Raw genomic sequence first — 12,810 nt, 5'->3', positions numbered from 1 at the left:
GCCGTCAGCCCCGTCCGGCCGACCGCGCGGGACCGGCCTGGCGGCCGCGGGCACCGCGCGGCGCACGGCGCACCGGCCGGGGCGCGCTCGGGCCCCTCAGCCGCGGCCGACGTTCCGCTCGTACACCAGCCGCAGGCCGATCAGCGTCAGCCACGGCTCGTGCTCGTCGATGACGGACGCCTCGGCCAGCACCAGCGGCGCCAGGCCGCCCGTCGCGATCACCGTCACGTCGTCGGGATCGTCGGCCAGCTCGCGCGCCATGCGCCGCACGACGCCGTCGACCTGCCCGGCGAAGCCGTACAGGATGCCCGACTGCATGGCCTCGACCGTGTTCTTGCCGATGACGCTGCGCGGCCGGGCCAGCTCGATCTTGCGCAGCTGGGCGCCCCGCACGCCCAGGGCCTCGACCGAGATCTCGATGCCCGGCGCGATCACGCCGCCGACGTACTCCCCGCGCGCGCTGACCGCGTCGAAGGTGGTGGCCGTGCCGAAGTCGACCACCACGCACGGGCCCTCGTACAGCTCGACGGCGGCCAGGGCGTTGATGATCCGGTCGGCGCCGACCTCCTTGGGGTTGTCCATGAGGATCGGCACGCCGGTCTTGACGCCCGGCTCCACCAGGACGGCCGGTACGTCGCCGTAGTACCGGCGGGTGACCTCGCGCAGCTCGTGCAGCACGGACGGGACGGTGGAGCAGATGGCGATGCCCTCGACGCCGTCGCCCAGCTCGTCGCCGAGCAGCGGGTGCGTGCCCATCAGGCCCTGGAGCAGGACGGCCAGCTCGTCGGCGGTGCGGCGGGCGTCGGTGGAGATGCGCCAGTGCTCCACGATGTCGTCGCCGTCGAAGAGGCCGAGCACGGTGTGGGTGTTGCCCACGTCGATGGTCAGCAGCATGCGGCGCCCCGCCTCCGACCGGCCGGGTCGCTGGTCAGCGGCATCAGGCACGCCCCTCCCCCGCGTCGCCGGACTCGCGGCCGGTCGGCTCGTCGCGCAGGTCGAGGCCGATGTCGAGGATCGGCGAGGAGTGGGTGAGGGCGCCCACGGCCAGGTAGTCGACGCCGGTCTCCGCGTACGTACGCGCGTTCGCCAGGGTCAGCCGGCCGGAGGACTCCAGGACGGCGCGGCCCGCGACCAGTTCCACGGCCTCGCGGGTCTGCTCGGGCGTGAAGTTGTCCAGCAGGATCAGGTCGGCGCCCGCGGCGAGCACCGGGGGGATCTGGTCGAGGGTGTCGACCTCGACCTCCACCGGTACGTCCGGGAACCGCGCGCGCACGGCCGCGAAGGCCTCGGCGACGCCGCCCGCCGCCACCACGTGGTTGTCCTTGACCAGCGCGGCGTCGGACAGGGACATGCGGTGGTTGACGCCGCCGCCGCAGCGCACCGCGTACTTCTCCAGGGCGCGCAGGCCGGGCGTGGTCTTGCGGGTGTCGCGCACGCGCGCGGGCGTGCCGTCGAGGGCGTCGGCCCACGCGCGGGTGGCGGTGGCGATGCCCGACAGGCGGCACAGCAGGTTCAGCGCGCTGCGCTCGGCGGTGAGCAGGTCGCGGGTGCGGGCGGTGACCGACAGCAGCTTCTGGCCTGCGGTGACCCGGTCGCCGTCCTCGACGTGCCGCTCGACCTCGAACGCGTCCTCGCAGACCACCGACAGGACCGCCTCCACCACCCGCAGCCCGGCGACGGTGCCCGCCTCACGGGCGGTGAAGTCGCCGGTGGCCACGGCGTCGGCCGGGACGGTGGCGACGGTGGTCACGTCCACGCCCCCGTCCAGGTCCTCCTCGACCGCCAGGTGTGCCACGTCCTCCACCTGCACCGGGTCGAGCCCGGCCGCTTCGAGGAGCTTGGCCAGCGCCGGGTCCAGGCCGCACTCGTCCGGGTCGAAGCCGGGCTCGCCCGGCGCGCCCTCGGCGCCGCAGGCGCACCCGTCGCCGCAGCCGGCCGCCTCGCCGGAGCCGCCGGCGCTCGCGCCTGCGGCCGCGGCTGCGGCTGCGCTTGCGGAGGAGGCGTCCGCGCGGGGCGACGGCGGCGGCAGGGGTACGGCCGCGGTGGGGCGATCGTCGGCTGGAGGACTACTGCTCACGGACGTGACTCCGTCTCGGGTCGGGGGCTGGGTTCGGGGGCTGGGCCGGGTCGGGGGGCGGGAGCGGGAGCGTACGACGTGTCCGGGGTGCCCGGCGCGGCCGAGCCGGTCGGAGGAAAGCCTGGCGAGTCCGTCGTACGGATGTGAAGGGCGCGATCCGGGCGCAGGGTGACGAGGACGTGGCGCCGCCAGGCGTCGTCGGCGTCGGGCCGGTCCTCGCGCCAGTGGCAGCCGCGCGTCTCCTCGCGGTGCCGGGCGGCGGCGACCAGCACCCGGGCGACCAGCAGGAGGTTGGTGGCCTCCCAGGTCTCCACGCCGGGCTCGGCGGTCTTGCCGTCCCGGCTCAGCTCCTCGGCCGCCTCGCCGTCGACGCGGTCCAGCGCGGCGGCGGCCTCCGCGAGGCTGGCGGCGGAGCGCAGCACCCCGGCGCCCGCGGTCATGACGCGCTGGACGGCGAACCGGGCCTCGGGCGCGAGCAGCGGCGTGTCCGCGTACCCGGAGGGCGCCACCGGAGCGCCGGGCGGCGGCGCGGACGGCCGGGCGGCGGCGATGTCCGCGGCGATGCGCTCGGCGAAGACCAGGCCCTCCAGCAGGGAGTTGGAGGCGAGCCGGTTGGCGCCGTGCACGCCCGTGCAGGCGACCTCCCCGCACGCGTACAGCCCCGGCACCGTCGTACGGCCGTGCAGGTCGGTGCGCACGCCGCCGCTGGCGTAGTGGGCGGCGGGCGCGACCGGTACCGGCTCGGTCACCGGGTCGATCCCGTGGGCCCGGCAGGCGGCCAGTATGGTCGGGAAGCGGCGCTCCCACATGGCCGCGCCGAAGTGCCGCCCGTCCAGGAACATGTGCGCCGCGCCCTGGTCGAGCATGCGGCGGGTGATGGCCTTGGCGACGATGTCGCGCGGGGCCAGCTCGGCCAGCTCGTGCCGCCCGAGCATGAAGCGCACGCCGTCGGCGTCCACCAGGTGGGCGCCCTCGCCGCGCACCGCCTCCGACACCAGCGGCTGCTGGCCCTCGGCCTCCGGCCCCAGCCACAGCACCGTCGGGTGGAACTGCACGAACTCCAGGTCGGACACCTCGGCCCCGGCGCGCAGCGCCAGGGCGACGCCGTCGCCCGTGGACACCGGCGGGTTGGTTGTGGCGGAGAACACCTGGCCCATGCCGCCGGTCGCCAGCACCACCGCGCCGGCGCGCACCGCGCCCACGCCGTCGTGCGCGCCGGCGCCCATGACGTGCAGGGTGACGCCGGCCGCCCGGCCGTCGGCGTCCTTCAGCAGGTCGAGCACCAGGGCGTTCTCGACGGTCTCGATGCCGGCCTCGCGCACCGCGGCGACCAGCGCCCGGGAGATCTCCGCGCCGGTCGCGTCGCCGCCCGCGTGGGCGATGCGGCGGCGGTGGTGGCCGCCCTCGCGGGTGAGCAGGATGCGGCCGGTGCCGTCGTCGGTGTCGAAGACGGCACCGGTGCCGATCAGCCGCCGTACGGCGCCCGGCCCCTCGGTGACCAGGGTCCGCACGGCCTCCTCGTCGCACAGTCCGGCGCCCGCGACGAGGGTGTCGGCCAGGTGCTGCTCGGGCGTGTCGCCGTCGCCGAGGGCGGCGGCTATGCCGCCCTGGGCCCAGCGGGTGGAGCCGTCGTCCAGGCGCGCCTTGGTGACGACGGTGACGCGCGCGCCGGCCGCGGCGCAGCGCAGCGCGACGGTCAGGCCGGCCACGCCGGAGCCCACGACCACCACGTCGGCCGCGACGGACCAGCCGGGCGCGGGCGCGCGCAGGGCGAGCGGGCCCGGCTGGGCGGCCGGGCCGGGGTCGGCGGTACGGCCCGGCTCGGCGGTACGGCCCTGCCGCGGACCGGAGCCCGGCTGCGGTTCAGGGCCCTGCCGCGGTTCGGGGCCCGGCTGCGGGGCGGGGCCCGGCTGCGGGGCGGGCGGGGTGGCGGGGCGGTTCATGACGCGGCTCCGAAGTGCAGGCGGATGTTGTCGATCAGGCGCGTCGCGCCGACCTTCGCCGCCACGGCCAGCACCGCCTCGCCGGCGTGGTCGTCGGGGGCCTCGGTGAAGTCCGCCGGGTCGACCAGGGCCAGGTAGTCCACGGCGAGCGGCGGCTGAAGCAGGGCGGCCTCCGCCAGGGCCGCGCGCGCCGCCTCCCGTACGGCCCGCGGGGAGGTCACCCGTACGGGCGCCCGGGCCCCGTCCGCCTCTCCGGAGGCCGCGTCGGCGGCCAGCCGTCCGGCCGCCAGGCGCCCGGCGTCCCGGCCCGCGAACAGCGCGCGGGACAGGTGCAGGGCGGTGTGCCGCTCCTGGGCGGACAGGTAGCGGTTGCGGCTGGAGCGGGCCAGGCCGTCGCCCTCGCGGACGGTGGGCACGCCGACGACCTCCACGGGGAAGTCCAGGTCGCGCACCATGCGGCCGATCAGGGCGAGCTGCTGCGCGTCCTTCTCGCCGAAGAACGCCACGTCGGGCCGGGTGAGGTGGAGCAGCTTGGCGACGACGGTCAGCATCCCGTCGAAGTGCCCCGGCCGCGTCGCGCCCTCGTACCGCTCCCCCATCGGCCCCGCGGAGATGCGCACTTCTGGCTCGCCGCCCGGATAAACCTCCGAGACCGGCGGCGCGAAGACGATGTCCGCGCCCGCCCCGGCCGCGACCACCAGGTCGGCGTCGAGCGTGCGCGGGTAGCGGTCCAGGTCCTCGCCCGCGCCGAACTGGAGCGGGTTGACGAAGACGGTGACCGTCACCAGGCCCTTGGCGCCGACCCGCGCGCGGGCCGCGCGGATCAGCGACGCGTGGCCCTCGTGCAGCGCGCCCATGGTCATCACCACGGCCGTACGGCCCGGGACGGCGAAGTGCGCCAGGGCGTCGTCCAGGGCGGCCCGGCGGGTCAGCAGCTCCACGTCCGGCTCGCCCGGCAGCGGCGGCTCCCACAGCCGGGGGCTCATGCTCCGCCTCCCGGCGCGCCGTCCGCTCCGCCGCCCGGCTCCCCGGGCCCTGCCGGGCCGCCAGAGCCCCCCGGGCCGCCGGTCCCGGACACGTCGGACAGGGCGCCCAGCAGGTCCTCGGCCAGCTCGGGCTTGAGCAGCCCGTGCGTGAGGGCGCGGTCCGCGGTCATCCGGGCCAGGGCCAGGTACCCGGGGACGGCCTGCGGGGCGTGCTCGCGCAGCTCGGCCACGTGCGCGGCGACCGTGCCCGCGTCGCCGCGCGCGACCGGGCCGGTCAGCGCGGCGTCGCCGGAGCGCAGCGCGTTGTCCAGCGCGGCGCCCAGCAGCGGGCCGAGCATCCGGTCCGGGGCCGCGACGCCCGCGGTGCGCAGCAGGTCCATGGCCTGGGCGACCAGGGTGACCAGGTAGTTGGCGCCGATGGCCAGGGCCGCGTGGTAGAGCGGGCGAGCCGACTCCGCCACCCACTCCGGCTCGCCGCCCATCTCGATGACCAGCGCCTCGGCCGCCAGCCGCAGCTCCTCGGGCGCGGTGACCCCGAAGGAGCAGCCCGCGAGCCGCTGCACGTCGACCGTCGTGCCGGTGAACGTCATCACCGGGTGCAGCGCGAGCGGCAGCGCGCCGGCCCGCCGCGCCGGGTCGAGCACGGCCGTGCCGTACCGCCCGGAGGTGTGCACGAGCCACTGCCCCGGGCGCACCGCGCCGGTCTCGGCGAGGCCGGCCACGAGGCCGGGCAGCACGTCGTCCGGGACGGTCAGCAGGACCAGGTCGGCGCGCGCCAGCACCTCGCCGGGCGGCACGACGGGCACCTCGGGCAGCAGCGCGGCGGCCCGGCGCAGCGAGGCGTCGGACACGGCCGAGGCGGCCACGGGCCGGTGCCCGGCCAGCCGCAGCGAGGCGGCGAGCGCGGGCCCGACACGGCCGGCGCCGACCACGCCGACGGTGAGCCGGGCGGGGCGGTCCCGTGGCTCGGAGACAGGGTGAACGTTCACGCGATGGCGGCCTTCCGTTCCAGTCCGCACCGGGTACCGGACGATTCCCCGTCATGCTACGCGAGCGCCACCCCCGCTCCTCGGGCCTGTGGACGGCCGCCCGGACAGGCGACCACGGGCGACGACGGACGGACCCGGCGCGACCTGCGGACTCCTCGGAATGACGGCCGGCTGTGGACAACTCGGCGACCCGAACGGGTGATAGCCCGGGACCCGCCTGAGGGGAAGACCGGACCGAGTGCCCCGACCGAGTGCCCGGACCGAGTGAAGGCAAGACCGGACCGAGTGCGGGAAAGGACCGGACCGAGCCGGGACCGCCCCGAGCCGGACCGTCAGACCCCGGCGGCCCCGGGAAGGCCACCCGCGCCCCCCGCGCTCCCACCGCCCGCGCCCCCGGCCCTGAGCAGACCCGTCTCGTACGCCAGCACCACCACCTGCACCCGGTCGCGCAGCCCCAGCTTGGTCAGGATGCGGCCCACGTGCGTCTTGACCGTCGCCTCGGAGAGCACCAGACGCGCCGCTATCTCGCCGTTCGACAGCCCCTGCGCGACCAGCAGCGCCACCTCCCGCTCCCGCTCCGTCAGCCGCCGCAGCTCGGGGCGGGCCGCCGCGCCGCCCTGGCCGCCCGACATGATCGGCGTGAAGCGGTCCAGCAGGCGGCGGGTGGTGGTCGGGGCGACGACCGCGTCGCCGCTGTGCACGGCCCGTATCGCGCCGAGCAGTTCGCCGGGCGGCACATCCTTGAGCATGAAGCCGCTGGCCCCGGCCTTCAGCGCCGAGAAGGCGTACTCGTCCAGGTCGAAGGTCGTCAGTATCAGCACCTTCGGCCGCTTCGGCGCCGCGCCGTCCCCCTCGCCGCCCACCGGGCCGGTCTCCGCGCCCCGGCAGATGCGCCGGGTGGCCTCCACGCCGTCCAGCCGGGGCATACGGACGTCCATCAGCACGACGTCCACCTCGCGCGTGCGCAGCGTCTCCAGGGCCTCGGCGCCGTCTCCCGCCTCGGCGACGACCTCCATGTCCGGCTGGGCGGCCAGCACCATACGGAAACCGGCGCGCAAGAGCGCCTGGTCGTCCACGAGCATTACCCGGATCGCCATCGGCTCGGATCCCTTTCCTCTTCCTCGACTGCCGCTGCCCCTGCTGCCCTGCCTGCCCGCCTGCTGCCCTGCCCGCCCGTCGCCCCGGCATCCGGCGCCGCCGCCATCCCGTACCGCGACCGCCGTCCCGCGCGGGAACGCGGCCCGCCCGCGCGTACCGTTCGCACGCGGCCGGCAGGCCCCACCGGCCCCGGCAGGCCGCACCGGGCACTCGCCTCAGCCCGCGGACCTCAGCGGCAGTACCGCGCTGACGCGGAAGCCGCCGCCCGGCCGGGGCCCCGCGTCCAGGGTGCCCCCCACCATGCCGACGCGCTCCCGCATCCCGATGAGCCCGTGGCCCTGCCCGTCCACGCCGCCGTCCTCGTACAGCTCGCGCTGCGAGCCCCGGCCGTCGTCCTCCACCAGCAGACCCAGGCCGTCGTCCAGATAGGTGATACGGACGCTCGCGCCCACGTCCGGGCCGCCGTGCTTGCGGGTGTTGGTCAGCGCTTCCTGCACGATGCGGTACGCGGTCAGCTCCACGCCGCTGGGCAGCGGACGCGGACTGCCGACGACCTTGAAGTCCACGGGCAGGCCGGTCCCCCGCACCTGTTCGACCAGCTCGTCGATCTGCTCCACGTCGGGCTGCGGCACGTAGTCGCCGCCCTCGTCCGGGTCCCCGCTGCGCAGCACGCCCAGCAGGCGGCGCATCTCGGCGAGCGCCTGCCGACCGGTGCCGGAGATGGTCTCCAGGGCCTGCCGGGTCTGCTCGGGCGCGTTCGCCAGCACGTACGCGGCGCCGTCGGCCTGCACCACCATGACCGACACGTTGTGCGCCACCACGTCGTGCAGCTCGCGCGCTATGCGGGCCCGCTCGGCGGCGACCGCGACCTTGGCCTGCGCCTCCCGCTCCCGCTCCAGCCGGGCGGCCCGCTCCTCCAGCTGGGCGTAGTACGCGCGGCGGGTGCGCACCGAGTCGCCGAGCACCCACGCGAGCAGGAACGGGATGGTGAGGAACACCGTGCCGACGATGTCCTCCCAGCCGTCCTGCCGCTCGTCCGGCCAGCGCAGGGCCGCCAGCGCGGGCGCACACACCCCGCCGACCAGGGCGATCCGGGAGGCCCAGCGCTCGCCGCCCACGACGACGCTGTAGATGATGGCCAGCATCGCGCCGTCGGCCGGGTTGACCTCCACGTTCAGCGCGAGCTGCGCCAGGCCGCAGCCGATGACCAGCAGCAGCATCCACTCCGGTGCCCGGCGGCGCAGCGCGACGGCCGCGCACAGCGCGACCGTGATCGGCACGGCCGCGATGCGCGGCTCGCGGCCGATGTGGGCCCCGACGATCCACAGCAGGGTGATACCGAAGAGGAGGAGCGCCCAGAAGGTGTCCACCCCTGTCGGATGCCTGCGGAAGAAGTCGTAAAGGCGCTGCACGTCACCCAGCGTAGGCACGCCGTTCACAGGCGGGGGTCACCCGGACGATCGATCCGCCGGTCACGGCCCTACTCCCCAAGGTGGATGCGGGGTCCTCTAGCGTGAGCGGTCGGCGCGGGCGGGGGTGGGACCGAGGAGTGGAGACGGCGATGCGGCGGGCGGACGAGGATGCGCGGTGGCTCGGCTGGCGTGCCGCCGCGGAGCGGGCGCTGTACGGGCCGGAGGGCTTCTTCCGCAGACCGGAGGGCCCGGCCGGGCACTTCCGCACCTCCGTGCACGCCTCGCCCCGGTACGCGGCGGCGGTCGCCGAGCTGCTGCGCCGGGTGGACGAGGCGCTGGGCGGCCCGGAGGAGCTGGCGCTGGTGGACGTGGGCGCGGGCCGCGGCGAGCTGCTGGCAGGCGTGCTCGCCGCCGCGCCCGCCCCGCTGGCCGCCCGCCTACGCCCGTACGCGGTCGAACGCGCGCCCCGCCCGGACGGCCTCGACACGCGCGTGGTGTGGCGGGACGCGCTCCCGCGCGGGGTGAGCGGACTGCTGTTCGCCAACGAGTGGCTGGACAACGTGCCGGTGGACGTGGCCGAAACCGACGAAAACGGCGTGCCGCGCTACGTGCTCGTGGACCCGGCCGACGGCTCCGAACGCCTCGGCGGCCCGGTGCGCGGCGCGGACGCCGCCTGGCTCGCCCGCTGGTGGCCGCTGGCCGGGGCCGAGCCGGGGCTGCGGGCCGAGATCGGCGGCCCGCGCGACGCGGCGTGGGCGGACGCGGTGGGCTGCCTGCGGGCGGGCCTGGCCGTCGCCGTGGACTACGGGCACGCGCGGGAGGCGCGTCCGCCGTTCGGCACCCTGACGGGCTTCCGCGCGGGCCGCGAGGTGCGGCCGGTGCCGGACAGGTCGTGCGACCTGACCGCGCACGTGGCGCTGGACGCGTGCGCGGAGGCGGGCGCGCGGGCGACGGCCGGGGAGCCCCGGAAGCCCGGCAGCCCTCCCGAAGGTCCGTCCTTCGCACTGCGCACCCAGCGGGAGGCCCTGCGCGCCCTCGGCGTCGACGGACGCCGCCCCCCGCCCGCACTGGCCGCGAGCGACCCGCGCGGGTACGTACGGGCGCTGGCCGCGGCGAGCGAGGCGGCGGAGCTGACCGACCCCGGCGGCCTCGGCGCCTTCACCTGGCTGCTGCAACCGGTCGGCCGGGACCCGCGCCGGACCGCCGCCCTGGCCCGGCTGGCCGAGCTGAGAGACTAGGCCCATGAGCGAGACGACAGTCGGCATCGGCGGCGCGGCCGAGAGCACCGACATGGTGCTCAACATAGGCCCGCAGCACCCGTCCACCCACGGCGTGCTGCGGCTGCGGCTGGTGCTGGACGGCGAGCGCATCGAGCGGGCCGAGCCGGTGATCGGCTACATGCACCGGGGCGCGGAGAAGCTGTTCGAGGCGCGCGACTACCGGCAGATCATCATGCTGGCGAACCGCCACGACTGGCTGTCGGCCTTCTCCAACGAACTGGGCGTCGTGCTCGCCGTCGAGCGGATGCTGGGCATGGAGGTCCCGGCCCGCGCCGTATGGGCGCGCACGCTGCTCGCCGAGCTGAACCGCGTCCTGAACCACCTGATGTTCCTCGGCTCGTACCCGCTGGAGCTGGGCGGCATCACGCCCGTCTTCTACGCGTTCCGCGAGCGCGAGGAGCTTCAGGCGGTGATGGAGGAGGTCTCCGGCGGCCGCATGCACTTCATGTTCAACCGGGTCGGCGGCCTTAAGGACGACCTCCCGGCAGGCTGGCTGGACCGGGCCCGGCACGCGGTGGCGACCGTCAGGTCGCGGATGGACGTGTACGACCGGCTGGTCCTCGGCAACGAGATCTTCCGCGCCCGCACGCGCGGGGTGGGCGTACTGCCCGCGCAGGCGGTGCACGCGTACGGCGTCAGCGGCCCCATCGCGCGCGCCTCGGGCGTCGACTTCGACCTGCGGCGCGACGAGCCGTACCTGGCGTACGGAGAGCTGCGGGACGTGCTGCGGGTGGTGGTACGCCAGGACGGCGACTGCCTGGCCCGCTTCGAGTGCCTGCTGGAGCAGACGCACAACGCGCTGGAGCTGGCCGGGGCCTGCCTGGACCGGCTGGATGAGCTGCCACCGGGCCCGGTCAACCAGCGGCTGCCGAAGGTGCTGAAGGCGCCGGAGGGCCACACGTACGCCTGGACCGAGAACCCCCTCGGACTCAACGGCTACTACCTGGTCTCCAAGGGCGACAAGACGCCGTACCGGCTGAAGCTGCGCTCGGCGTCGTACAACAACATCCAGGCGCTGACGGAACTGCTGCCGGGCACGCTGGTCGCGGACATGGTGGCGATCCTGGGCTCGCTGTTCTTCGTGGTGGGCGACATCGNGATCCTGGGCTCGCTGTTCTTCGTGGTGGGCGACATCGACAAGTAGCCGGTCCGCGCGGGTGCGCGGGCCGGGCGTACGTCGCGTGTGCCGGGCCGGGCCAGTGGGGAGGCTGAGGAGTCGCTCGGGAGTGAACGGTTGGCACGTTTCCGCTTGCCACCGAATGAAACTCACCCTGTGCGCTTGTGAATCCCCAGGTCAACTAGTCTCGTCCCCGCGCATGCGGGGGTGGTCCCCCGGCGGCTGCGGCGGCCTCCAGCACGGTGTGCTCGTCCCCGCGCATGCGGGGGTGGTCCCCTGGTCCCCAGGCTGGCCGGGTAGGAACGCCCCTCGTCCCCGCGCATGCGGGGGTGGTCCCGGGAGGACCGGGGGCACGTCATCATGCGGGGTCTCGTCCCCGCGCATGCGGGGGTGGTCCCGCGTCGGCCGCCGCCCGGGTGTCGAACACGTACTCGTCCCCGCGCATGCGGGGGTGGTTCACAAGTAGCCGGTCCGCGCGGGTGCGCGGGCCGGGCGCCCCCCTGCCCCTTCCCCACGAGGACGCCCGTCCTCGGGCAGGGCGGGACGCCGTCAGTCGTACTCCCGCAGTGCCGAGACCAACTGGCGCCCTTCCCTCGCTCCGCGCCGCAGCAGCAGGGCGGCGGTCGTGTGCAGCTCGCCCCAGGAGTGCGGGCGGCCGACATCTGCCGCGTCCGGAACGCTCGCCACGGCGACGGCCACCGCCTGCCCCGCCTCCCCCGCCCCGGCGAGCGCGTGCGCCAGGCAGGCGCGGTACCACGTCTTGTCGCGCCGAAACTCGTCCGGCATCGCGGCTAGCCCGGTCGTGAGGTGGTCCACGGCGGCCTGCCAGTCGTGCAGGTGCATGGCGGCCATGCCGCGCTGGAGGGTGAACCACGTCTCGTCGTAGAAGTACATCCACGGCGGCTCGTCCTCGGGCCGCTCGGCGGCCCGGCTGACGAGAGTCTGCGCCTCGTCCAGCAGCCGCAGGGCGTCGTCGGCCTCCCCGTTGAGCGCGTGACCCCGGGCCGACATCTGCGCGGCCATGCCCTGTACGCCCAGGGCGGTGCCCGGAGAGGACCAGCGGGCCGCCTCGGCGAGTTGGACGCAGCGCCGTCCCTGTCCCGCGCCCCACGCCAGGTGCGCCTTCATGCTGAGCGTCGTAGCGGCCATATCGACATCCCCAGCCTCCAGCGCCCACTCGTGGGAGCGGTCGTGCCACAACAGCGCTGCGGGGTCGTTCCCCTGGTCCTGTGCCATCCACGCGAGGAACTGGGCGTGCTCGGCGGCCAGCCGGACCACGCGCCCCGCCAGGGCGCCACGGGCTCCCGCATACAGGTCCACGACCGTCCGCATCTGCTGTTCCATCACGCCCACGAGCGGCCGGGAGCCGATGACGTCCTCGGCGCGCCGGTGCTCGGCCAGCAGCCGGTCCAGCCAGTCCAACGTGGCCGCGTCCACGCGCCGCGAGGTGTCCACCACGCCCGTCACGCGCGCCAACAGGTCCTCGTCCGGGGCCGTCCCCGGAAGGGCCAGACCGGGCACCGGGGTCTGGGCCCGGCCGCCCGTGCAAAGCCCAGCCGGAATGCTCAGCCCGGCCACGATGCGCTGCCGGACCTCGGTGGATGTCACCGTGCGACGGCCGCGCTCGATATCCGACACATCCGGCTGAGCGAGGCCGACGGACTCCCCCAGCTTCGTCTGGCTTACACCGGTGAGCTTTCGGTACGCGCGGAAGACAGCGCCCCAGTCCTCACTGGTGACCGCTGCGGCCAACTGCGGATGGGACCACAGGTCCCGGTACTGGTCGCCCATATCTCGAATATAGGGCGACGGTATAGGGCCACGGGATGGGATCAACGGGCTGTCCCACGAAAGGGTTTCGCGAAACAGAGACCCCCGCGAGGGAGTGTCCAATAGACGGCGGATCCG

At 75.6% G+C, this 12,810-nt stretch carries 10 protein-coding genes; 2 read left to right on the top strand and 8 right to left on the bottom strand.

All coding sequences use genetic code 11. The features are described 5' to 3' along the window. Positions 1 to 96: 96 nt before the first annotated feature. The 7 genes from RKE29_RS21645 to RKE29_RS21615 all read right to left on the bottom strand — a co-directional run bounded on the left by RKE29_RS21645 (position 97) and on the right by RKE29_RS21615 (position 8,505). The gene (locus RKE29_RS21645) at positions 97 to 894 is read right to left on the bottom strand and encodes a type III pantothenate kinase (protein WP_312007195.1); all 798 of its coding nucleotides are present in this window, start codon (positions 892 to 894) and stop codon (positions 97 to 99) included. A 43-nt stretch (positions 895 to 937) separates the two neighbouring features. Beyond that, entirely contained in the window at positions 938 to 2,077 is a 1,140-nt protein-coding gene (gene nadC, locus RKE29_RS21640) for a carboxylating nicotinate-nucleotide diphosphorylase (protein ID WP_312007194.1), read from the bottom strand. Further along, entirely contained in the window at positions 2,074 to 4,020 is a 1,947-nt protein-coding gene (locus RKE29_RS21635) for an L-aspartate oxidase (protein WP_312007193.1), read from the bottom strand. Before RKE29_RS21635 ends, nadC begins: the two co-directional genes overlap by 4 nt. Beyond that, positions 4,017 to 5,006: a pantoate--beta-alanine ligase gene (panC, locus tag RKE29_RS21630; protein ID WP_312007192.1), complete on the bottom strand. Its 990-nt coding sequence runs from the start codon at positions 5,004 to 5,006 to the stop codon at positions 4,017 to 4,019. Before panC ends, RKE29_RS21635 begins: the two co-directional genes overlap by 4 nt. Then, positions 5,003 to 5,995 carry a DUF2520 domain-containing protein gene (locus RKE29_RS21625; RefSeq protein ID WP_312007191.1) on the bottom strand — a complete coding sequence of 331 codons (993 nt, stop codon included), beginning with the start codon at positions 5,993 to 5,995 and terminating at the stop codon, positions 5,003 to 5,005. Before RKE29_RS21625 ends, panC begins: the two co-directional genes overlap by 4 nt. A 332-nt stretch (positions 5,996 to 6,327) precedes the next feature. Then, positions 6,328 to 7,092, bottom strand: a complete 765-nt coding sequence (locus RKE29_RS21620; protein WP_312007190.1) for a response regulator transcription factor — start codon at positions 7,090 to 7,092, stop codon at positions 6,328 to 6,330. A gap of 216 nt (positions 7,093 to 7,308) precedes the next feature. Then, positions 7,309 to 8,505 (bottom strand): sensor histidine kinase, encoded by a 1,197-nt coding sequence (locus RKE29_RS21615; protein WP_312007189.1) that lies wholly within the window; start codon positions 8,503 to 8,505, stop codon positions 7,309 to 7,311. A 149-nt stretch (positions 8,506 to 8,654) separates the two neighbouring features. Between RKE29_RS21615 and RKE29_RS21610 the strand changes: the two genes are divergently transcribed. Both RKE29_RS21610 and RKE29_RS21605 read left to right on the top strand, forming a co-directional pair. Next, on the top strand, positions 8,655 to 9,743 hold the full coding sequence (locus RKE29_RS21610) for an SAM-dependent methyltransferase (RefSeq protein ID WP_312007188.1): 1,089 nt from the start codon (positions 8,655 to 8,657) through the stop codon (positions 9,741 to 9,743). Positions 9,744 to 9,747: 4 nt separating this feature from the next. Then, positions 9,748 to 10,929: an NADH-quinone oxidoreductase subunit D gene (locus RKE29_RS21605; RefSeq protein WP_312007187.1), complete on the top strand. Its 1,182-nt coding sequence runs from the start codon at positions 9,748 to 9,750 to the stop codon at positions 10,927 to 10,929. Positions 10,930 to 11,451: 522 nt separating this feature from the next. Here the strand turns inward: RKE29_RS21605 and RKE29_RS21600 are convergent. Beyond that, positions 11,452 to 12,693: a helix-turn-helix transcriptional regulator gene (locus RKE29_RS21600; protein WP_312007186.1), complete on the bottom strand. Its 1,242-nt coding sequence runs from the start codon at positions 12,691 to 12,693 to the stop codon at positions 11,452 to 11,454. Positions 12,694 to 12,810: the final 117 nt, after the last annotated feature.

Source organism: Streptomyces sp. B1866 (genome assembly GCF_031932565.1).
GTDB lineage: Bacteria > Actinomycetota > Actinomycetes > Streptomycetales > Streptomycetaceae > Streptomyces.
This window is presented reverse-complemented; position numbering and strand designations above follow the sequence as displayed.

Excerpts from the sequence above, each read along its gene's own strand:
- RKE29_RS21645 (WP_312007195.1), bottom strand. The coding sequence starts at position 894 with ATGCTGCTGACCATCGACGTGGGCAACACCCACACCGTGCTCGGCCTC.
- RKE29_RS21635 (WP_312007193.1), bottom strand. The coding sequence starts at position 4,020 with ATGAACCGCCCCGCCACCCCGCCCGCCCCGCAGCCGGGCCCCGCCCCG.
- panC (WP_312007192.1), bottom strand. The coding sequence starts at position 5,006 with ATGAGCCCCCGGCTGTGGGAGCCGCCGCTGCCGGGCGAGCCGGACGTG.
- RKE29_RS21620 (WP_312007190.1), bottom strand. The coding sequence starts at position 7,092 with ATGGCGATCCGGGTAATGCTCGTGGACGACCAGGCGCTCTTGCGCGCC.
- RKE29_RS21610 (WP_312007188.1), top strand. The coding sequence starts at position 8,655 with ATGCGGCGGGCGGACGAGGATGCGCGGTGGCTCGGCTGGCGTGCCGCC.
- RKE29_RS21600 (WP_312007186.1), bottom strand. The coding sequence starts at position 12,693 with ATGGGCGACCAGTACCGGGACCTGTGGTCCCATCCGCAGTTGGCCGCA.